Annotated in this window: 17 protein-coding genes; 9 read left to right on the top strand and 8 right to left on the bottom strand. The window is 70.7% G+C overall.

Features of this window, described 5'->3' with window-relative positions; genetic code table 11:
• Nucleotides 1–53: 53 nt before the first annotated feature.
• Together N7E59_RS09790 and nth are read right to left on the bottom strand one after the other, a co-directional pair.
• Nucleotides 54–833: an NUDIX hydrolase gene (locus tag N7E59_RS09790; RefSeq protein ID WP_261624747.1), complete on the bottom strand. Its 780-nt coding sequence runs from the start codon at nucleotides 831–833 to the stop codon at nucleotides 54–56.
• Nucleotides 826–1,620, bottom strand: a complete 795-nt coding sequence (nth, locus tag N7E59_RS09785) for an endonuclease III (RefSeq protein ID WP_261624746.1) — start codon at nucleotides 1,618–1,620, stop codon at nucleotides 826–828. Before nth ends, N7E59_RS09790 begins: the two co-directional genes overlap by 8 nt.
• A gap of 122 nt (nucleotides 1,621–1,742) precedes the next feature.
• Here nth and acs point away from each other — a divergent pair, with 122 nt between their 5' ends.
• Together acs and aroQ are read left to right on the top strand one after the other, a co-directional pair.
• Nucleotides 1,743–3,752, top strand: a complete 2,010-nt coding sequence (acs, locus tag N7E59_RS09780) for an acetate--CoA ligase (RefSeq protein ID WP_261624745.1) — start codon at nucleotides 1,743–1,745, stop codon at nucleotides 3,750–3,752.
• 73 nt (nucleotides 3,753–3,825) lie between these two features.
• Entirely contained in the window at nucleotides 3,826–4,278 is a 453-nt protein-coding gene (gene aroQ / locus N7E59_RS09775) for a type II 3-dehydroquinate dehydratase (protein ID WP_261624744.1), read from the top strand.
• Between the two features lie 16 nt (nucleotides 4,279–4,294).
• On the opposite strand, the gene N7E59_RS09770 is transcribed toward aroQ, so the two are convergent.
• Entirely contained in the window at nucleotides 4,295–5,473 is a 1,179-nt protein-coding gene (locus N7E59_RS09770) for a MarP family serine protease (protein ID WP_261624743.1), read from the bottom strand.
• 169 nt (nucleotides 5,474–5,642) lie between these two features.
• On the opposite strand from N7E59_RS09770, the gene N7E59_RS09765 reads away from it, so the two are divergent.
• Entirely contained in the window at nucleotides 5,643–6,320 is a 678-nt protein-coding gene (locus tag N7E59_RS09765) for a Crp/Fnr family transcriptional regulator (RefSeq protein ID WP_261624742.1), read from the top strand.
• A gap of 25 nt (nucleotides 6,321–6,345) precedes the next feature.
• On the opposite strand, the gene N7E59_RS09760 is transcribed toward N7E59_RS09765, so the two are convergent.
• The 3 genes from N7E59_RS09760 to N7E59_RS09750 are packed head-to-tail and all read right to left on the bottom strand — an operon-like array spanning nucleotide 6,346 to nucleotide 8,319.
• Nucleotides 6,346–7,593, bottom strand: a complete 1,248-nt coding sequence (locus tag N7E59_RS09760) for a carboxylate--amine ligase (RefSeq protein WP_261624741.1) — start codon at nucleotides 7,591–7,593, stop codon at nucleotides 6,346–6,348.
• A 44-nt stretch (nucleotides 7,594–7,637) separates the two neighbouring features.
• Complete coding sequence (locus tag N7E59_RS09755) at nucleotides 7,638–8,138, bottom strand: RidA family protein (RefSeq protein ID WP_261624740.1); 501 nt, start codon at nucleotides 8,136–8,138, stop codon at nucleotides 7,638–7,640.
• Between the two features lie 13 nt (nucleotides 8,139–8,151).
• Nucleotides 8,152–8,319, bottom strand: coding sequence for a DUF4177 domain-containing protein (locus N7E59_RS09750; protein ID WP_261624739.1), 168 nt, complete (start codon nucleotides 8,317–8,319; stop codon nucleotides 8,152–8,154).
• Nucleotides 8,320–8,409: 90 nt separating this feature from the next.
• Here N7E59_RS09750 and N7E59_RS09745 point away from each other — a divergent pair, with 90 nt between their 5' ends.
• The 4 genes from N7E59_RS09745 to N7E59_RS09730 all read left to right on the top strand — a co-directional run bounded on the left by N7E59_RS09745 (nucleotide 8,410) and on the right by N7E59_RS09730 (nucleotide 15,453).
• Nucleotides 8,410–10,665, top strand: a complete 2,256-nt coding sequence (locus N7E59_RS09745) for a transglycosylase domain-containing protein (RefSeq protein WP_261624738.1) — start codon at nucleotides 8,410–8,412, stop codon at nucleotides 10,663–10,665.
• Nucleotides 10,662–11,624 carry a metallophosphoesterase gene (locus N7E59_RS09740; RefSeq protein WP_261624737.1) on the top strand — a complete coding sequence of 321 codons (963 nt, stop codon included), beginning with the start codon at nucleotides 10,662–10,664 and terminating at the stop codon, nucleotides 11,622–11,624. Before N7E59_RS09745 ends, N7E59_RS09740 begins: the two co-directional genes overlap by 4 nt.
• Before the next feature lie 23 nt (nucleotides 11,625–11,647).
• Entirely contained in the window at nucleotides 11,648–13,561 is a 1,914-nt protein-coding gene (locus N7E59_RS09735; protein WP_261624736.1) for an ABC transporter ATP-binding protein, read from the top strand.
• An 86-nt stretch (nucleotides 13,562–13,647) separates the two neighbouring features.
• A complete protein-coding gene (locus tag N7E59_RS09730; RefSeq protein ID WP_261624781.1) occupies nucleotides 13,648–15,453 on the top strand; it encodes an ABC transporter ATP-binding protein in 1,806 nt (601 codons plus the stop codon).
• On the opposite strand, the gene N7E59_RS09725 is transcribed toward N7E59_RS09730, so the two are convergent.
• The gene (locus N7E59_RS09725; protein WP_261624735.1) at nucleotides 15,450–15,830 is read right to left on the bottom strand and encodes a sterol carrier family protein; all 381 of its coding nucleotides are present in this window, start codon (nucleotides 15,828–15,830) and stop codon (nucleotides 15,450–15,452) included. The genes N7E59_RS09730 and N7E59_RS09725 overlap by 4 nt on opposite strands.
• 18 nt (nucleotides 15,831–15,848) lie before the next feature.
• On the bottom strand, nucleotides 15,849–16,880 hold the full coding sequence (locus tag N7E59_RS09720) for an asparaginase (protein WP_261624734.1): 1,032 nt from the start codon (nucleotides 16,878–16,880) through the stop codon (nucleotides 15,849–15,851).
• A gap of 204 nt (nucleotides 16,881–17,084) precedes the next feature.
• Between N7E59_RS09720 and purD the strand changes: the two genes are divergently transcribed.
• Nucleotides 17,085–19,301 (top strand): phosphoribosylamine--glycine ligase, encoded by a 2,217-nt coding sequence (gene purD / locus N7E59_RS09715; RefSeq protein WP_261624733.1) that lies wholly within the window; start codon nucleotides 17,085–17,087, stop codon nucleotides 19,299–19,301.
• Nucleotides 19,302–19,311: 10 nt separating this feature from the next.
• Nucleotides 19,312–19,635, top strand: a complete 324-nt coding sequence (locus N7E59_RS09710) for a hypothetical protein (RefSeq protein WP_261624732.1) — start codon at nucleotides 19,312–19,314, stop codon at nucleotides 19,633–19,635.

The following is a 19,635-nucleotide window of genomic DNA, read 5'->3' as shown; positions in this document are numbered from 1 at the left end:
TCCGGCGGAGGGCCGACGGTCCTGGGTTGGGGAGGAGTCCGGCGCCCGCCGACTCAGGGCACGTCCTGCCACCGGCGGGGATCCACCTCATGGGTCGCGTCCCAGGGAAGCTCCCACCCGCTCCGACTGATGAGCCGATCCAGAAGCAGAGCGGTGAAGCCCCACACCAGGGTGTCGTCGACGACGAAGGCCGGGCTGCGCACCACCACCCCTTCCCGCCGCAGCGCCGACATCCGCCGGTTCTCCGGATCGCGGAGCACCGCCAGCGGCAGACGCAGGATGCGCGCCACCTCGCCGGCCTCCGGGACCAGCCGACCCACCTCGCCGGACACCGCCAGCACCGGGGTGACCATGAACCCGCTGACCGGGATCGGTGCGGGCGGCAGCGGACCGAGCACCTGCAGCCGCCCGGGGTCCAGGGCGACCTCCTCGTGGGCCTCCCGCACCGCCGCGGCGGTCTCGTCGGCGTCGTCGGGATCCACCCGACCGCCGGGGAAGGAGATCTGCCCGGGGTGGGAGCCCAGATGCGCGGCCCGCTCGGTCAGCAGCACCGACGGGCCGGTCGCCTCGTCGTCGAGGGAGAACAGTGCGAGCACCGCGGCGCGGCGGTCCGTGGGGCCCATGCGCAGCCGTGCCGGCACCCGCTCCGCGGCCCCGGTGATCGGCTCCGGGGCCCACCACCCGCCGCGTCCCGCGGGGTCGGGGTGCTCGCTGAGGTACTCGCCGGCCCGACGGCGCACCGCACCCAGCGCCTCAGCCAGTCCGTCGGAGTCCCGGGGCAGGGGTCGGACCTCCGCCTCGTCACGGCCGCCGGTCGACTCCACCTCAGGCACTGAGGCTGTACCCTTCCTCGCGCAGCTGACGCCTCGTCCGACCCGCCCGCATCTTCTCGAGCAGCTCCTCCCGCCCGGGCGCCAGCTCATACTTCAGCAGCGTCCGTGCCTGCTCCGGATCCGTCTCCCCGGTCCCGTAGGAGGGGCACCACCGTGCGACGGGACAGGCGCCGCAGGCGGGGCGCTTCGCGTGGCAGACCCGTCGGCCGTGGAAGATCAGACGGTGGGAGAGCATCGTCCACTGCTTCGGCTCGAACAGCTCGGCGACGTCACGCTCCACCTTCACCGGATCCTCCTGCGCGGTGAGGCCCAGCCTCCGGGCCAGCCGTCCGAAGTGGGTGTCCACCGTCAGACCCGGGCGGCCGAAGGCGTTGCCGAGCACGACGAATGCCGTCTTGCGGCCCACTCCCGGCAGCCGCACCAGCTCCTCCAGGGTGTTCGGGACCTCACCGTCGTGCTCCTCGGACAGGACGTGCGCCAGCCCCAGCAGCGAGCGCGCCTTGGAGCGGTAGAAGCCGGTCGGACGGATGACCTCGGAGAGCTCACGCTCGTCGGCGACAGCCATCGCATGGGCGTCGGGCCAGCGGCGGAAGAGCTCCGGCGTGGCCAGGTTGACCCGCACGTCGGTCGTCTGGGCGGAGAGCACCGTGGCCACCAGCAGCTCGAAGGCGTCCTCGAAGTCGAGCTCGGCCACGGCGTAGGGGTACGTCTCGCCGAGGACCCTGTCGATCTTGCGCGCACGGCGTGTGCGGGCCAGCGGAGTCTCCTCGATCATCATGGCCGTCATGCTATCGGGGTGCCCGTCTCCGACTCGCCACGGGCCGCGCCGCCGAGATAGTGTGAGCCCAGACACAGGGGCGGTGAGCACCCCGCGGTCACCGCCGCCCGAGCACCTCGAGGAGGACACGAATGACCCCCACTCCCGCGTCCGACAACAAGCTCGACTCCATGATGAGGGAGGACCGGACCTTCCCTCCCAGCGAGGAGTTCGCGGCCGACGCCGTCGCCACCTCCGAGCGCTACGCGGCCGCCGACGCCGACCGGCTGGGCTACTGGGCGGATCAGGCGCGGCAGGTGCTCAGCTGGGACGCCGACTTCGAGGAGACCCTCGACTGGTCGGAGGCTCCGTTCGCCAAGTGGTTCGTCGGGGGGAAGGTCAACGCCGCCTACAACGCGGTGGACCGTCACGTCGAGGCCGGCCACGGCGACCGGGTGGCGATCCACTTCGAGGGTGAGCCCGGCGACACCCGCACCCTGACCTACCAGGACATGGCCGACGAGGTGGCCCGGGCGGCCAACGCCTTCGAGTCCCTCGGCGTGGCCAAGGGCGACCGGGTGGCCGTGTACATGCCCATGATCCCCGAGACCATCGTGACCATGCTCGCCTGCGCCCGGATCGGCGCAGTCCACTCTGTGGTCTTCGGCGGCTTCTCCTCCGACGCGCTGCGCTCCCGCATCGACGACGCAGAGGCCAAGCTCGTGGTCACCGCCGACGGTTCCTACCGCCGCGGCAAGCCCTCACCGCTGAAGCCTCAGGTCGACGAGGCGCTGTCGGAGCCGGGCCACACCGTGGAGAACGTCGTCGTCGTGCAGCGCAACGGCGAGGACGTCCCGGTCAACGACATCGACACGTGGTGGCACGACCTGGTACCCCAGCAGTCGGCCGAGCACGCCTACGAGGCCCACGACTCCGAGCACCCGCTGTTCATCCTCTACACCTCCGGCACCACCGGCAGGCCGAAGGGCATCCTGCACACCACCGGCGGCTACCTCACCCAGACGGCCGTCACCCACCGGGACAGCTTCGACCTCAAGCCGGAGTCGGACGTCTTCTGGTGCACCGCCGACGTCGGCTGGGTCACCGGCCACTCCTACATCGTCTACGGTCCGATGGTGAACGGGGCGACCCAGGTCGTCTACGAGGGCACCCCGGACTCCCCGCACAAGGGGAGGCTCTGGGAGATGGTGCAGCGCTATGGCGTCACCCAGTTCTACACCGCACCCACGCTGATCCGGACGTGCATGAAGTGGGGCCGCGAGATCCCCGATGAGTACGACCTCTCCAGCCTGCGCGTGCTCGGCACCGTGGGCGAGGCCATCAACCCCGAGGCGTGGATGTGGTACCGCGAGGTCATCGGCGCCAACGACGGGCCGGGCAACGACCCGAAGGAGCACCCGGCCCCGATCGTCGACACCTGGTGGCAGACCGAGACCGGTGCGCACATGATCACCCCGCTGCCCGGCGTGACGCATCTGAAGCCGGGATCCGCCCAGAAGGCGGTGCCGGGGATCGACATCGGCGTCGTCGACGAGATGGGCAAGCGGCTCGAGGACGGTGAGGCCGGCCTCCTGGTCGTGCTGGAGCCGTGGCCGGCGATGCTGCGCGGCATCTGGAGGGACCCGGAGCGCTACAAGGACACGTACTGGTCCCGCTTCGGCGACATGTACTTCGCCGGAGACGGTGCGCGGACCGACGACGACGGCGACATCTGGCTGATGGGCCGTGTCGACGACGTCATGAACGTCTCCGGGCACCGACTGTCCACCACTGAGATCGAGTCCTCCCTGGTGGCGCATCCGAAGGTCGCCGAGGCCGCCGTCGTCGGCGCGAAGGACGCCACCACCGGTGAGGCCGTGGTCGCGTTCGTCATCCTCACCGGCGAGGCCGAGGACGCCGACTCCGACGAGACGGAGAAGGAGCTGCGCGACCACGTGGGCAAGGACATCGGCGCGATCGCGAAGCCGCGCAACGTGCTGGTGGTCCCGGAGCTGCCGAAGACCCGGTCCGGCAAGATCATGCGCCGCCTGCTCAAGGACGTCGCCGAGGGCCGCGAGGCGGGCGACGCCTCGACCCTGGCGGACCCGACCGTGATGCAGCAGATCGCCGAGGACATGCGGGCCAAGCACGGCCAGTCCTGACGCCCGGGACGGCCACCTGCCGCTCCCCCGATAGGGTGAGTCGGGAGGACGCCCAGAGCGAGGAGGACCGGACATGGCGCAGGCGCAGCGACGGGTGCTGGTGGTCAACGGCCCCAACCTCAACCTGCTGGGGAGCCGCGAGCCGGGCGTCTACGGTGCGGACACCTACGACGACCTCGTCGCCCTGTGCCGCCGCAGCGGCGCGGCGCACGGCGTCGAGGTCGAGGTGATGCAGTCCAACCACGAGGGCGTGCTCGTCGACGCGATCCAGGCCGCCGCGGACACCGCCGACGCGATAGTCATCAACCCCGCCGCCTACACCCACACCTCCGTCGCCGTCGCCGACGCACTGAGGGCGGTGGGGCTGCCCGTGGTCGAGGTGCACCTGTCCAACGTCCACGCCCGGGAGGCCTTCAGGCACCACTCCTACGTCTCACCGCACGCGGTCGCCGTCTTCGCCGGTGCCGGGATCAGCGGCTATCGCTACGCGATCGACCTGCTGGCCGACCGGCTGTGCGCGGACTGACCTCTGAGCGCGACGGTCAGCGGGTCACGCACTCCCCCGGCGTCACCGTCTCGCCGAACGCCCCGGGTGCGGTGAGCACCTCGCCGGCCTCGTCGGCGGTCAGCGCGAACCCGACGTCGTCGCCCTCCATCGCCTTGGCGAAGACCACCCCGACGACGTCGCCGTCGGGGTCCACGACCGGCCCACCCGAGTTGCCCTGTCGCACGTCGGCGCTGAGCTGGTAGATCTCATGGGCGGCGGCGGTGCCGCCGTAGATGTCGTTGAGGGAGGACTGCCCGCGGGCCTGGACCTCGGCGGGGCCCGCCGCGAAGGGACCGCCGGCGGGATACCCCATCACGAAGGCCTCATCCCCGGGATCCAGCGGATCCCCGACCTCGAGCGGCGCGCCGGAGACCTCGTCCACGGCCAGCAGCGCCAGGTCCCGATCGGCGTCGAAGTGCACCACACGTCCGGTGGCGCGCTCCCCCGAGGGCAGCTCGACGGTCGGGGACTCGACTCCGGCGATCACATGCGCGTTGGTCACCACGCGGGTGGGGGAGATCAGGAACCCGGATCCCGACTGGGTCTGATCGCACTGCTCGGCCACACCGGTGATCCTGGCCACCGACTCGGCCGAGACCTCGGCGGCCGGTGTGAGGTCGTGGTCGGCGGGCGTCGAGTCGGCGTGCGGGACCAGCGGCTCCGCCAGCTCCGGGATGTCGACCTGTGTGACCACCGAGCGCAGCTGCGCGAACCATGCTTCGGCCGGGTCCGGGACGACGGCGCTGATGCCGTCGAGGACCCTGGACTCCTGGGTCTGCTGGTTCAGCGTCGGGCTTCCGAGCGCGCTCACCGAGAAGGAGAGGGCGAGGATCACGACCGCCGCGACCGCCGCGTTGACCGCCCCGCCGATCAGGGCGCCCAGCGTCTGCAGCGCCGGGGAGCGGAACAGCCGGGTGATCTCCCGGCCGACGGCGGCTCCGACCCCCTGGCCGGTGAGCACGAGGACGAGGGCCGCGCCGAGCACGGCGATCACCCGCCACATGGGGTCCTCCACCCAGGAGCCGACGATCGGCATCGCGAAGAACGCCGCGGCCGCCCCGAGCACGAATCCGATGATGCTTCCGACGGTCACCCACAGGCCCATCCGAGCGCCGGCGACGAAGAAGACGATGAGGAGCAGGACCAGGATGACGTCGAGCACGGGGAAGTCCATGGACACGTCCTCTCAGGTCATGCGCGGCCTGAGGCACGCAGGTCGGGGATGCTCCAGGATCGCACATTCCCCCACGACGGGGCTGAACGTTTCCTGGATCACATCTGAGCTGATATTTTCGAGATCAGCGAGCGCCATCGTTCTCGCGGAGAGGATTTAACGGTAGACCATGGATCTTGAAGTTCTGCGTCGCGCCCCGCTGTTCGCGACCGTCGACGATGACGTCTTCGCCGCGCTGACCGGTGAGCTGACCGAGGTGGACCTGTCCCGCGGCGCCTCGATCTTCCATGAGGGCGACCAGGGCGATCAGCTCTACTTCATCGTCTCCGGCAAGATCAAGCTCGGACGCAGCACCCCCGACGGCCGCGAGAACCTGCTGGCCGTGCTCGGACCGGGTGAGATCTTCGGCGAGATGGCGCTCTTCAACCCCGCTCCCCGCACTGCGACCGCCACTGCGGTGTCCGAGACCCGCCTGGCCGGTCTGAAGCACGAGAGCCTCCGGCAGGTCATCTCCTCCAGCCCGGAGGTCTCCGTGCAGCTGCTGCAGGCACTGGCCCAGCGGCTGACGCGCACCAATGAGTCGCTGGCCGATCTGGTCTTCTCCGACGTGCCGGGCCGCGTGGCCAAGGCGCTGCTGGACCTGGCCGACCGATTCGGCCGCCCCGCCCCGGACGGTGTGCTCGTCGCTCACGAGCTCACCCAGGAGGAGCTGGCCCAGCTGGTCGGCGCCTCCCGCGAGACCGTGAACAAGGCACTGGCCGAGTTCGTCCAGCGCGGCTGGCTGCGCCTGGAGGCCCGCGCGGTGGTCATCCTCGACATCCAGCGCATCCGCCAGCGCTCCCGCTGAGCCCGCGGCCGGGCCTGAGTCGGCCTCAGTCGGCCTGAGCAGGCACCGCGGCGTCGCCGTCGCGGATCCACGTCGACTCCCGGTACTTCTTGGCGTACCGGTAGCCGCGCATGAGCAGGAACGCCCGACGCTTCAGGTGCCAGTCCCCGCGGTACCACAGCGGGTTCGACCACCGACCGGACCGGATCAGCCGCCGCACATCGGCGGCCATCCTCGGGTTCTGCACGTAGCGGCGCAGGATGTAGCGCGGCACCACGGTGAACAGCACCTCGCCCTCGGCGTAGGTGAGCTCCCCCCGTCGCCCGTGGACGACGTCGTCGACGAGGTGACGGGCCAGGTTGTGGCCCAGCTGGGTGGCGTAATAGCTCGATCGGCCCTGGCGCGTGTTGAACTCGAGGACTTTGTACTGCCCGTCCCGGTGGTCCCACTTCAGGTCCGCATTGGCGAAGCCGGTGTATCCGATCGTCTCCAGGAACCGGACCAGCTGCTCCATCATCGGCCGGTCGTACCTCGAGACGACGGCGGTGTAGTTCCCCACGGCGGTGGCGGTGTGCTCCTGCAGCGCCACCTGTCCGAAGGTGACGAACTCCCCCCGTCCGGCGGAGTTCAGGTAGAGCACCGAGTCCCAGATGCAGGTGTCGTCTCCGGGGATGAAGTCCTGGACGATGAGCTGGTCCCGGTAGCCGCCCGCCTCGATCCGGGAGACGACCTCGTGGAGCTGCTGCTCGTCGTCGACCCGGTAGACCTTCTCCCGGCCGGGGAACTCGTGGCGGAAGTACTCGATGCCGTTGCTGGGCTTGATGATCACCGGGTATCGGGAGATCTGCATCGTGATCGGCTCCCCCACCTGGTGGAAGTGCGTCTCGGGGATCGGCAGCCCGTGCTCGGCGGCCAGGGCATAGAAGCGCCGCTTGTCCTGCAGCGCGGCGTTGACCTCGGCCGGCGGCACATTCATCCGGTAGAGGTCCTCGAGCCGCTCGCGGTTCTCCACGATCAGGCGCACGTACTTGTCCGAGGTCCCGACCAGCACGAGCGGCCGACCCTCATGCGGGATCTCCTCGGCGTACGAGCGCAGGGCGGCGACCAGTCCGTCGGCGTCCTCGATGTCGGCGTCGAAGCGGGTGCGCTCGAAGAGCGAGCTGTACCGGGTCACGCCCATACCCTCGCGACCCAGCAGGTACGGACGGACGCCGTACTCCTCATGGAAGCAGACGCCGGTCAGGTAGGTGTTGATGTCGGTCCCGACGATCACCGGGATGAAGTCAGCGCTCATCGTCCCCTCAGCAGGCGGTTCGACGGTCAGTGTGGTCGAGCGGCTCAGGCGACGTGGGCGATCACGTCGACCTCGACCGGGGCGTTGAGCGGCAGGGCCGCGACGCCGACCGCCGAGCGGGCGTGCGCTCCGAGGTCCCCGAACGCGTGCCCGAACAGCTCGGAGGCTCCGTTGAGGACCTTCGGCTGACCGAAGAACCCTGGGTCGGAGGCGACGAAGCCGCCGACCTTGGCGATCCGGGCGATCCTGTCCAGGTCACCGACGGCGTGCTTCAGCGCGGCCAGGCAGTTCAGGGCGCACTGGCGCGCGAGCTCCACGGCCTGCTCCTCGGTGACCTCGGCACCGACCTTGCCGGTCAGGGGCAGCTCGCCCTGGATCAGCGGGAGCTGCCCGGCGGTGTACACCACGCCGTCGGCCACGACCACCGGCTGGTAGGCGGCCACCGGGGGGACGACCTCGGGCACGGCCAGACCCAGCTCGGCCAGTCGGGACTCGACGTCGGATCCTGCCGCCCCGACCGGGCGCGACGATTCGTGGGCGGTCATCTGGGTGCTCTCCTCAGGCCTTCGGACGCTTCAGGTAGGCGACCGGGGCGTTTCCGTCCGGTCCGGGGAGCACGGTGACGAGCTCCCAGCCGTCCTCGCCCCACTGGTCGAGGATGGCCTTGGTGTTGTGGATGATGAGCGGGATGGTGGCGTACTCCCACTGGCTCACGGATTCAGTCATGCCCCCACCATAGCCCCGCTCCGGTCGCCTGTGCGCATCACCGTGGCGATCACCGGGCTCCGGTTGACCCGGGCCGGTACGATGTAGCCCATGGCGTCATCCAAGTCTCCCCTCTTCGACACCGCGACCACCGTCGGGAAGATCATGTCCTTCCTCGGCGTGAGCGCGCTGTGCGGGGTGCTCGCGGCCGGGCTGATCTTCCCGCTGGCCGCCACCGGGGGAGCCACGGCCGCCGCAGGCACCGAGATCCTCGAGGAGCTCCCCTCCGAGCTGCGCGAGGAGCCGCTGAGCGTGCCCTCCCACGTATACGACCAGGAGGGCAACGAACTCGCCACGTTCTACGCGGAGAACCGGACTCCGGTCGACATCGACGAGATCTCGGACAACATGACCAACGCGATCATCGCGATCGAGGATGAGCGGTTCTACGAGCACGGCGGAGTCGACGCCCGCGGCCTGGGCCGCGCCGTGGTCCACAACGTCACCTCAGACTCCCAGCAGGGCGCCTCCACGATCACCCAGCAGTACGTGAACAACGTGATGATCAACGCCGACTTCCTCCGTGGGGAGGACCGCCTGACGATCTCGGGGTCGAAGACCTACGCGGACAAGCTGCGCGAGATGAAGCTCGCCGTCGCCGCAGAGGAGGACATGACCAAGGACGAGATCCTCGAGGGCTACCTGAACATCGTCCTCTTCGGCGGGCGCAACTACGGCGTCGAGGCCGCCGCCCAGTACTACTGGGGCATCCCGGCCTCCGAGCTGAACCCCGCCCAGTCGGCCACCCTGGCCGGCATGGTGCAGAACCCGAACGGCTACAACCCGGAGAACAACCCGGAGAGCGCAGAGTCCCGCCGCGACGTGGTGCTCGGCGCGATGCTCCGCAACGACTACCTCTCCCAGGAGGAGTACGACGAGGCGATCGACTCCTCGCTGGACCTCGACGTCCAGCCGGAGCCCTCCGGCTGCGTGGCGGCCGAATCGGCGCCGTACTTCTGCGACTACGTGCGCCGGGCGATCCTCGCCGACGACACCTTCGGGCCCGATCAGGAGTCCCGGGACCAGCTGCTCAACCGCGGCGGCCTGGAGATCACCACCACCCTGGATCCGGAGCTGCAGGACGCCGCGCAGAGCGAGGTCGAGGACACCATGGCCCCGGGCAGCGTCTCGGGTGCGGCCGCGACCCTGGTCACGGTGGAGCCCGGCAGCGGCGACATCAAGGCCATGGCGCAGAACACCGAGTACTCGCCCGAGGAGGGTGAGGGACGGACGGAGCTGAACTTCAACGTCGACGCCGCCTTCGGCGGAGGCAACGGCTTCCAGGGAGGCTCGACGCTCAAGCCGTACGTGGCCGCCGCCTGGCTCGAGTCCGGGCACTCCATGTACGAGATCGTCGACGCCGGCCGGGACGAGTTCGCCCAGGGGTCGCAGTTCCAGGCCTCCTGCCTGCCCAACGGTGCCGCCACCGTCCTCGACGACGGCGGCTGGTCCATCAACAACGTCATGGACAACTCCAAGCGTCCGATGACGGCGGACTTCGGCCTGTTCTGGTCGGTGAACACCGCCACGGTCAACATGGCCTACGAGCTGGACCTCTGCGACATCGCCGACCTCACCACCCGCCTCGGTGTGAAGCAGGCCGGCGACGGCGCCGAGCTGAATCCGCAGAACCCCTCGTTCGTGCTCGGCTCCGAGAACCTCTCCCCGATGACCCAGGCCAGCGCGTACGCGGCGTTCGCCGCCGACGGCGAGTACTGCCGTCCCCGGGCCATCTCGGAGGTCACCGACGCCAACGGCAACGAGTACGACGTCTCGGGCCCGCAGTGCGAGGAGGCCATGGAGGCTGACTCGGTCGCTCAGCTCAACGAGACGATGACCAACATCGCCGACTACAACGCTCAGGACTCCGGCAGCAGCTTCGACTTCCCCGTGGGCGGCAAGACCGGCACGAACAACGAGCAGTCCTCCACCTGGTTCATCGGCTACTCGAAGGGTCTGTCCACGGCAAGCTGGGTCGGCTCCTACGCGGACATGACCAGCCTGAACAACCGACCCATCAACGGGCAGGTCCATGACGAGGTCTACGGCTCCACCATCGCGATGCCGATGTGGGTGGACTACATGAACCGGATCGCCGGCGACTACAGCACCGACGACTTCCGCAGTCCGGACGACTCACCGTTCCAGAACCCGGACTCGACCGACCGCTACATGGGCGGCAACGGGCGCGAAGGGGGCAACACCCCGGAGAACGCGCAGGCCGACGACGGCAGCGGTGACGACGCCGGTGAGGACGGCGGCGAAGGCGGTATGCCCGAGGGAGACGCCGACGGCGGCACGCCATGACGTCGGGCCGCCCCGCCGCGGCCCCGTCGACTCCGCTGATCCTCGGCATCGGCCTGACTGCGACGGCCGGGATCGGCCTCGGCATGGTCGCCTACGGACGGAGCGTCGCCGCCCAGCGGTTCCGCCTCCGACACCATGAGATCGAGGTGCTGCCTGCCGGCTCGCCTCCGTTGCGCATCCTCCACGTCTCCGACATCCACTATGTGCCCGGGCAGCGGCACAAGGCTCGATGGCTGCGCTCCCTGGCCGAGACGGACCCGGATCTGGTCGTGAACACCGGGGACAACCTCGCCTACCCGGAGTCGGTCCCGGAGGTCCTGGAGGCCCTGGAGCCGCTGCGGCGGTTCCCCGGAGTGTTCGTCCCCGGGTCGAACGACTACTACATCGCCCGGCGCAGGAACCCGCTGGCCTACCTGTGGAGGCCGTCGAGGTTGGCCGCCGATCCGCCGCAGCTGCCGTGGCGCTCGTTCTTCGCCCACCTGACGGACTCGGGGTGGAGCGATCTGACCAACAGGTCTCTGCAGATGACGGTCGGCGGGCGACCGGTGCAGCTCTCCGGCGTCGACGACCCCCACATCGGACGCGACCGGTTCGCCGGCTGGCCCGCCGACGCGGCCCAGGGCGACGCCCTGCGCATCGGTGTCGCACACGCTCCGATGGGCCGGGTGCTGTCGCAGTTCTCCGACACGGGCGCGGACCTCGTCCTGGCCGGCCACACCCACGGGGGTCAGGTGTGCCTGCCCGGAGAGGTCGCCCTGACCACGAACTGCGACCTGCCCCGACGGCAGGCCAAGGGTGTCTCGACGGTGACCGCCGGCGACGGACGGAGCGTCGCGCTGCACGTCTCGGCGGGCGTCGGGACCGTCGTCCGGGCCCCGTTCCGTCTGAACTGTCCGCCCGAAGCCTGCGTCATCGACCTCGTGCCCGCCCGTGCCGGGAATGCCCTGTTGCACCTGTGAACAGAATCGGCCGGAGGCGTAGAATGGGACTCCGCCGCCGACAGTCCGCATCGAGGAGCACCTCAGCCATCCGCACCGCGTCCATCGCCCCACGAGACTCCGGGTCCCCGGCGCGCACCCTGCGTGAGGCGCTGGCCCGGCTCGACATCTATCTCGAGGGGATCCGCACCCGATGGGTCGCCGGACTGGTGAGCGCCGTGCTCGCCGCCGTGCTCGCCCTGGTCATCCCCCAGGTGCTGCAGCTGCTGGTCGACGCCCTCCTGGATCCCGGGGCGGCGGCCTCTGCAGTGTGGATCGCCGGCGGGGTGATGCTGGTCATGGGCCTCGCCCAGGCCGGACTCATCTACCTGCGTCGGTTCTTCATCCTCCCCCCGGCCTCCGGCGCGGAGACCGCGATGCGGAATCGGCTCTTCGACGTGCTGCAGGATCTGCCGGCCTCGTTCCACGCCTCGTGGGGAGCCGGCCAGCTGCAGTCCCGTGCGATCAGCGACCTCAACGTGATCCGCCGCTGGTTCGCCTTCGGCTCGGTGATGCTGGTGACCTCGGCGGTCTCGCTGCTCGTCGGCTTCGGGCTGATGCTCTCGCTCTCACCTCTGCTGACGTCCGTCTTCGTCGTCGCCGCGGTTCCCCTCCTGCTGGCCGGTCCGCGGTTCCGCCGGGAGTACATGCGGCTCTCCCGCTCGGCCCAGGACCAGGCCGGCGAGGTGGCCACAGCGGTGGAGGAGTCGGTGCACGGCATCCGCGTGCTCAAGGCCTTCGGCCGTGAGGAGTATGCCCTCGGCTCGTTCGTCGGGCAGGCGCAGTCGTTGAGGGGCCGTGAGATCGCCAAGGCCCACACTCTGGCCCGCTTCCAGCTGATCATGATCGGGCTGCCCGAACTGGCCCTGGGGGTGTGCCTGCTCATCGGCCTGCAGCAGGTCGCCGCCGGGGGCGACCTCACCGTCGGAGCCCTGGCCGCGTTCTTCGCCACGGCGGCCGTGCTCAAGGCTCCGCTGGAGGGCCTCGGGATGCTGCTGGGGATGACCTTCATGTCCAAGACGGCCATCGACCGCCACATCGATGTGGTCGACCTCGAGCCGGAGATCGTCTCCCCCGAGGAGCCCCGCACCGCCCCGGAGCGGGGGACGGTGGAGTTCGACGACGTCGTCTTCCGCTTCCCCGGGTCGTCGGAGGAGTCCGCTCCGCTGCTCCGGGGGCTCAGCCTCACCGTGGAGCGGGGCGAGACCCTGGCCCTGGTCTCGGAGACCGGCGGCGGGACCTCCACCCTGCTGAATCTGGTGCCCCGTCTCTACGACGTCGTCTCCGGCTCGGTCCGCGTCGACGGGATCGACGTCCGGGACTTCGACCTCGCCGACCTCCGCTCCCGCGTGGCCGTGGCCTTCGAGGACCCCACGCTGTTCTCCGCCTCGGTCCGCGAGAACGTGCTGCTGGGCACCGGGTGGGGTCGGGAGCCCGACGACCCCCGGCATCCGCCGCGCGGGACGGACACGGACGAGGAGTACGAGGCCAGGCTCCGTGAGGCCCTTCGGGTCGCCGACGCCGAGTTCGTCGCCGCACTGCCCGCACGTGAGGACACCGCCGTGGGCGAGGAGGGCCTGAGCCTCTCCGGAGGGCAGCGACAGCGGCTGGCCCTGGCCCGCGCCATCGCGGCCCGACCGTCGGTGCTGCTGCTCGACGATCCGCTCTCCGCGCTGGACGTCCGCACCGAGGAGCGGGTCACCGGGCGGCTGCGCGAGGTGCTGACCGACACCACCACGCTGCTGGTGGCCCACCGGCCCTCCACCGTCGCACTGGCCGACCGGGTCGCGATGCTCCACGAAGGACGCATCGTCGACGTCGGCACCCATGCGGAGCTGCTGGCCCGCAGCGAGACCTACCGTGCGGTGATGAGCCCCGAGCCGACCGCCGAGAGCCTGTGGGGAGGCGACCGGCTGTGACTCCATGGACCGCAGGACAGCCGCGCGGCGGACGGCCGCGGCGCCCGCACCGGGAGGCCGAGCCGGACGAGCACCGCTTCGACCACCTGCGCGGCACGGCCGGTGAGGAGCAGGTGGACCTGGAGAAGCCCGAGCGGCGGTTCATGCGCCGACGGTCGTGGCGGCTGCTCGTCGAGCTCTCCGTCGGAGTGCGGCTGAAGCTGCTGGTGACCGCACTGTGCGTGACCGTCGCCCAGGCGGCGCAGGCGGCCACTCCTCTGATCATCGCCTGGGCCATCGACTGGGGGCTGCCGCGGGCGACCGACGGCTACGCCTCCGGCATGTGGCTGCCCGGGCTGACCTACGTGCTGTGCGCGCTGGCCGCCGGGGTGCTGACCTGGGTCTACACGCGCACCACCGCCGAGGTCTCACAGCAGATGCTGTTCACCCTGCGCCGCCGCGTGTTCCGCAAGACCCAGCGGCTGAGCCTCGAGTTCCATGAGGACTACACCTCGGGGCGGGTCATCTCCCGGCAGACCTCGGATCTGGAGTCGCTGCGCGAGCTCCTCGACCAGGGGGTCAACTCACTGGTCTCCGGGCTGATGTTCATGTCCTTCACCGCGGCCTCCATCGTCATCCTCGACTGGCGGTCCGGACTCCTGCTCGCCGCCGCGGCAGTGCCGATCGCGATGGTGGTGCGCTGGTACCAGCGCCGTTCCGAGGTCGCCTACCGACGGACCCGGATCTCCTCGGCGCGGATGATCGTGCACTTCATGGAGACCATGACCGGCATCCGTGCGGTGCAGGCGTTCCGACGGGAGCATTCGCGGTCGGCGCGGTACCGGCGGCTGACCGAGGACTACCGCCGGGACACCGTCGCCTCGGTGAGCCTGTTCGGCGTGCTGCAGCCGGCCCTGATGGCCATCGGAAACGTCACGATGGTCGCCGTGCTGGTGTGGGGAGGGTTCCGCGTGCTCGACGGCGCCCTCGAAGTGGGTGTGCTGGTGGCGCTCGTGCTGGCCACGCGCCGGGTGTTCCAGCCCGTCGAGATGATGGCGATGTTCTACAACGCGTTCCAGTCGGCCACCGCCGCACTGGAGAAGGTCTCCGGACTCCTCGAGGAGGAGCCGACCGTGACCGAGCCCGCCGAGCCGACGCCGCTGCCGGAGGGGTCGGGACGCGTGGACCTCGAGGGCGTCACCTTCCGCTACACCCCGGAGTCGCCGGAGGTGCTGCACCGTACCGACCTGCACATCCCGGCCGGTCAGACGGTGGCCGTGGTCGGACGCACGGGGGCCGGAAAGTCGACGCTGGTGAAGCTGCTGGCACGGTTCTACGACGTCACCGAGGGTGCGGTGCGCCTCGACGGAGTCGACCTGCGCGAGCTCGCACAGACGGATCGGAACCGACACATCGCCATGGTCACCCAGGAGGCGTTCATGTTCTCCGGGACCATCGCCGAGAACATCGCGCTGGGACGCCCCGAGGCCTCCGCCGAGGAGATCGCCGCCGCGGCCCGAGCGGTCGGGGCCGACCGGTTCGTCGAGGCGCTGCCCGAGGGCTACGACACCGACGTCAACAAGCGCGGCGGACGCCTCTCGGCCGGGCAGCGCCAGCTGGTGTCCTTCGCCCGGGCGTTCCTGGCCGACCCCACTGTGCTGATCCTGGATGAGGCGACCTCATCCCTGGATCTGCCCAGCGAGCAGCTCGTCCAGCACGGCCTGCACCGGCTGCTGGGACGGCGGACGGCGCTGATCATCGCCCACCGGCTCTCCACCGTGGCCGTGGCCGACCGCGTGCTGGTGGTCGACGACGGCCGCATCATCGAGGACGGCCCGCCCGAGGAGCTCGCCGTCGGGGACGGTTACTACGCCCGGCTGCACCGCGCCTGGGAGGAGACGATGCGGAGCTAGGCGCCGGAGTGGCCTGTGAGTCTCATCAGCGGCAGGTGTTCGCTGAGGTCCGCGCGGACCCCCGAGGCGGCGATCCGGCCGCCGGCGAGCGCGGAGTCCCAAGACTCCCGCCCGACGGCGAGGCCCAACCAGGTGGCCGGATCGACCTCCACCACGTTCGGCGGTGTGCCCCGCGTGTGCGACGGGCCCTCCACGCATTGGGTGACGCCGAAGGGCGGCACCCGCACCTCCACCGAGTTCCCCGGGGCGCGATCGGCGAGCTCCTCCAAGAGGTGACGCACGGCGGTCGCCGTGGTGCGGCGGTCCGGGTGTGCGGTCACGGCCCAGGCCTCGACCGCAGCGCGGCCGTCGGCGGGGGTGATCCGTCGTCGTGCCACCGCTGCGTCCCCCTCGCCCTAGAGCCGGTCCAGGAGGTCCTGGGCCAGGCGCAGCGATCCGACCTGGGCGCCGTCGGAGCCGCCGGTGATGGGGTGGACGATCTTCTTCAGCACTGGGGCGAGGTCCTCCACGTCGACGACCTCCCGGGCGGCGAGCAGGCTGAGAGCCACGAGGTTCGCAGCCCGGCCGGAGCCGTCGAGGATCTTCACCGCCACCGTGGTCCCGTCTTGGGCGCCGAGGATCAGCACGCCCTCGGCACCGAGCTTGGCGAGCACACCGAGGTCCTCCATGACCACGGTGTTCGCCTCACCGCGGCCGTGGACGGCCCAGGAGTAGTCCAGCATCGCCTGGTTCACGGTGAAGGCGTGGACCTCGGCGTCGCGGCGGGAGGTCGCCGAGGCGATCTTCGAGAATCCGCGGGCCAGTCCGGTCAGACTCACCGCCGGGGCCGGTGCGCCGCAGCCGTCGACGCCGACGACCTGCGGGGTCTCCTCGCAGTACTCCTCGATGACCTGCAGCACGATGCGCTGCAGCGGGTGGTGCTGCTCGGCGTAGGTCGCCAGCCGCCACCCCTGGGTGCGGGTGGCGGCGAGGAAGGCGGCGTGCTTGCCGGAGCAGTTGAAGGCGAGCTTCGTCTTCTCCCGGCCCGCCGCGATGTGCTCGACCCTGTCCTTCTCCCTCTGCGGGTAGGCTTCCGGGCACTTCAGGTGCGACACGTCGAGCTTCTCCGCCTCGAGCACCGAGGCGGCGAGCTCCTGGTGGCGGGGCGTGCCGATGTGGGATCCGCAGGCCAGCGCGACCGCCTCCGGAGAGATCAGCGCCCCGGCGCGCAGCGAGGCGACGGCCTGGAAGGGCTTCAGCGTGGAGCGGGGGAAGATCGACCGCTCCGGGGCGCCGAAGGACTCCAGCACCCGTCCGTCGGGGGCCACCATGACCATCGAGCCGATGTGTCGTGACTCGACGACGCCGGCACGGGTCACCCAGGCCAGCTCCGCAGAGTCGGCGGCTGAAGCGGTGTGCACGGTGGGTCCCTGACGGTCTGCGCTCATGCTCCCAGTCTATGTGGAGGGATACCGTGGACCCATGCGGAGGACGACGCCGAGGGCATCCGTGAGGTCAGGATGGTGCGCACCTGACGTCGGTTGGGCGTTCCGCGTCGCCGAAGGACCCCTCAGGGGTCCTCTGAGCGACGCGGAACGCCCAACGGATGAGGGAGAGTCAGGGCCGCGTCGTGCCCGGTAGTCTGGACCACCGTGAAGGTACTTGTGGTGGGCCCCGGAGGCCGAGAGCACGCCGTCGTCCGCGCCCTGCTGCGCGATGAGTCCGTCACCTGCGTCGAGGCCGCACCCGGCAACGCCGGGATCTCCCGGGAGGTCGTCTGCCGCAGGGTCGAGGCCCAGGACACCGACGCCGTGGTCGCCCTGGTCCGCGAACAGAGCTACGACCTCGTGGTCATCGGGCCCGAGGCGCCGCTGGCCGCCGGGGTCGCCGACGCGGTCCGCGAGGCCGGGGTCCCCGTCTTCGGCCCGTCCCGCGCGGCCGCACGGCTGGAGTCCTCGAAGGCCTTCGCCAAGGAGGTCATGGAGGCCGCCGGCGTTCCCACCGCCGGCGCGGTGCACGCCGCAGACCTCGAGACCGCGTCTGAGGCCCTGGACCGCTTCGGCGCCCCGCATGTGGTCAAGGACGACGGGCTCGCCGCCGGCAAAGGGGTCGTCGTCACCTCGGACCGGGACGCCGCCGTGGCCCACGCGCAGGCCTGCATCGACGCCGGCGGCAGCGTCGTCGTCGAGGAGTTCCTCGACGGACCCGAGGTCTCCCTGTTCGTCCTCTCCGACGGGCACGACTTGGTGCCGCTGAGCCCCGCCCAGGACTTCAAGCGCCTCTCCGACGGCGACGCCGGCCCCAACACCGGCGGCATGGGCGCCTACACGCCGCTGGACTGGCTGGACGACTACACCGAGACCCACGACGACGGCGTCACCCGAGACTTCACGCAGACCGTGGTGGACCGCGTCGCCAGACCCACCCTCGAGGAGATGACCCGCCGCGGCACGCCCTTCGTGGGGGTGCTCTACTGCGGACTCGCCGTCACCTCCCTCGGGGTGCGGGTGATCGAGTTCAACGCCCGCTTCGGGGACCCCGAGACCCAAGCCGTGCTGCAGCGGCTCGACACCCCGCTGGGCGGACTGCTCCACGACTGCTCCACGGGCGCACTGGGCGCCGACCGCCGACTCGACTGGACGGACGGCTACGCCGTCGACGTGGTGATGGCTGCCAAGGACTACCCGGACGCACCTCGGAAAGGCGACCGCATCACCGGGACCGAGGAGGCGGAGTCCCTCGACGGAGTCTCGGTGCTCCACGCCGGGACCTCGCTGGCGAACCCCGCCAAGGAGGACGACGAGATCGTCACCGCTGGGGGCCGCGTGCTCGCCGTCGTCGGCACGGGACCGACCTTGGCCGCTGCCACCGACCGTGCCTACGCAGGGGTGGAGCGGATCGCCTTCGACGGGGCCCAGCACCGCACGGACGTCGCCGCCGCGGCGGTCGCCGGACGGATCCGGGTCGCCCCGCAGCTGCCCGGATGGCGGCACGCGGCCTCGGGGAAGGTCCGCGAGCTGTACCGCCCCGCTCCCGGGTCCGCATGGGAGGGCGAAGAGGTCCTGCTGATGGTCGCCACCGACAGGATCAGCGCCTATGACCATGTGCTGACCACCCCCATCCCGGACAAGGGTCGCGTGCTGACCCAGCTGAGCCTGTGGTGGTTCGAGACGCTCGCCGAGGCCGGCGTCGTCAACCATGTGGTCTCCACCGAGGTGCCTGAGCCGGTGGCCGGGCGTGCGGTGATCTGCCGGGACCTGGAGATGATCGAGGCCGAGTGCATCGCCCGCGGCCACCTGACCGGATCGGTCCTGGCCGAGTACCAGCAGTCCGGCGGCGTGACGGGGATCAGGCTTCCTGCGGGACTGACCGACGGATCCCGTCTCCCCGAGCCGATCTTCACCCCGTCCTCGAAGGCCCGGCAGGGGAGCCACGACGAGAACATCAGCTTCGCCGAGCTGGCCGACCGGGTCGGCCCCGAGCAGGCTGAGGCGCTGCGCGCGGCCACCCTGCGGATCTACGGGATCGCCGAGGCCCGATGCCGCGAGGCCGGAGTGATCCTGGCCGACACCAAGCTGGAGTTCGGGGTCGACGCCGACGGTTCCGTGGTCCTGGCCGACGAGGTGCTGACCCCGGACTCCTCCCGGTTCTGGCCGGCCGAGCAGTGGGAACCGGGACGGGCCCAGGCCTCCTTCGACAAGCAGTTCGTCCGTGACTGGCTGACCTCCCCGGAGTCGGGGTGGAAGCGGTCGGACGACGTCGCCCCGCCACCGCTGCCCGACGAGGTCGTCGCCGCCACCCGCGAACGCTACCTCGACGCCTACCGACGGCTGACCGGGCGGGAGCTTCCGGCCCCTCCGGAGCAGTAGACTGGAGCCCATGCCCTCCCCCGAGCAGAACCGTCAGCTCACGGTGCGTCCCATGCCACGACTCGTCCCGTTCCTGGCGGCGGGCGTCGGAGCGGCGTTCGTCGTCGCCGTGATCGTCGTGCTGAGCACCGGACGCTCGGAGGACTACTCGATGGCCGCATCCATCGGCTATGTGACCTTCGTGCTGTCCCTGCCCGGACTGACCCTCGGCGCGGTGGCATGGCTGCTGCTCGAGCGACGCTCGCGCGGCCGCGGCCGCGAGGTCACCGCCCGCCGCGTGGAGGACCGGGGTCGGGACGCCGACCGACCCGATCACCACGGAGAGGACCGCTGA

Source organism: Nesterenkonia marinintestina (assembly GCF_025420485.1).
Taxonomy (GTDB): Bacteria; Actinomycetota; Actinomycetes; order Actinomycetales; family Micrococcaceae; genus Nesterenkonia; species Nesterenkonia marinintestina.
Note: the sequence above shows the minus strand (reverse complement) of the source record. Positions and strands in the feature narration are given on the sequence as shown.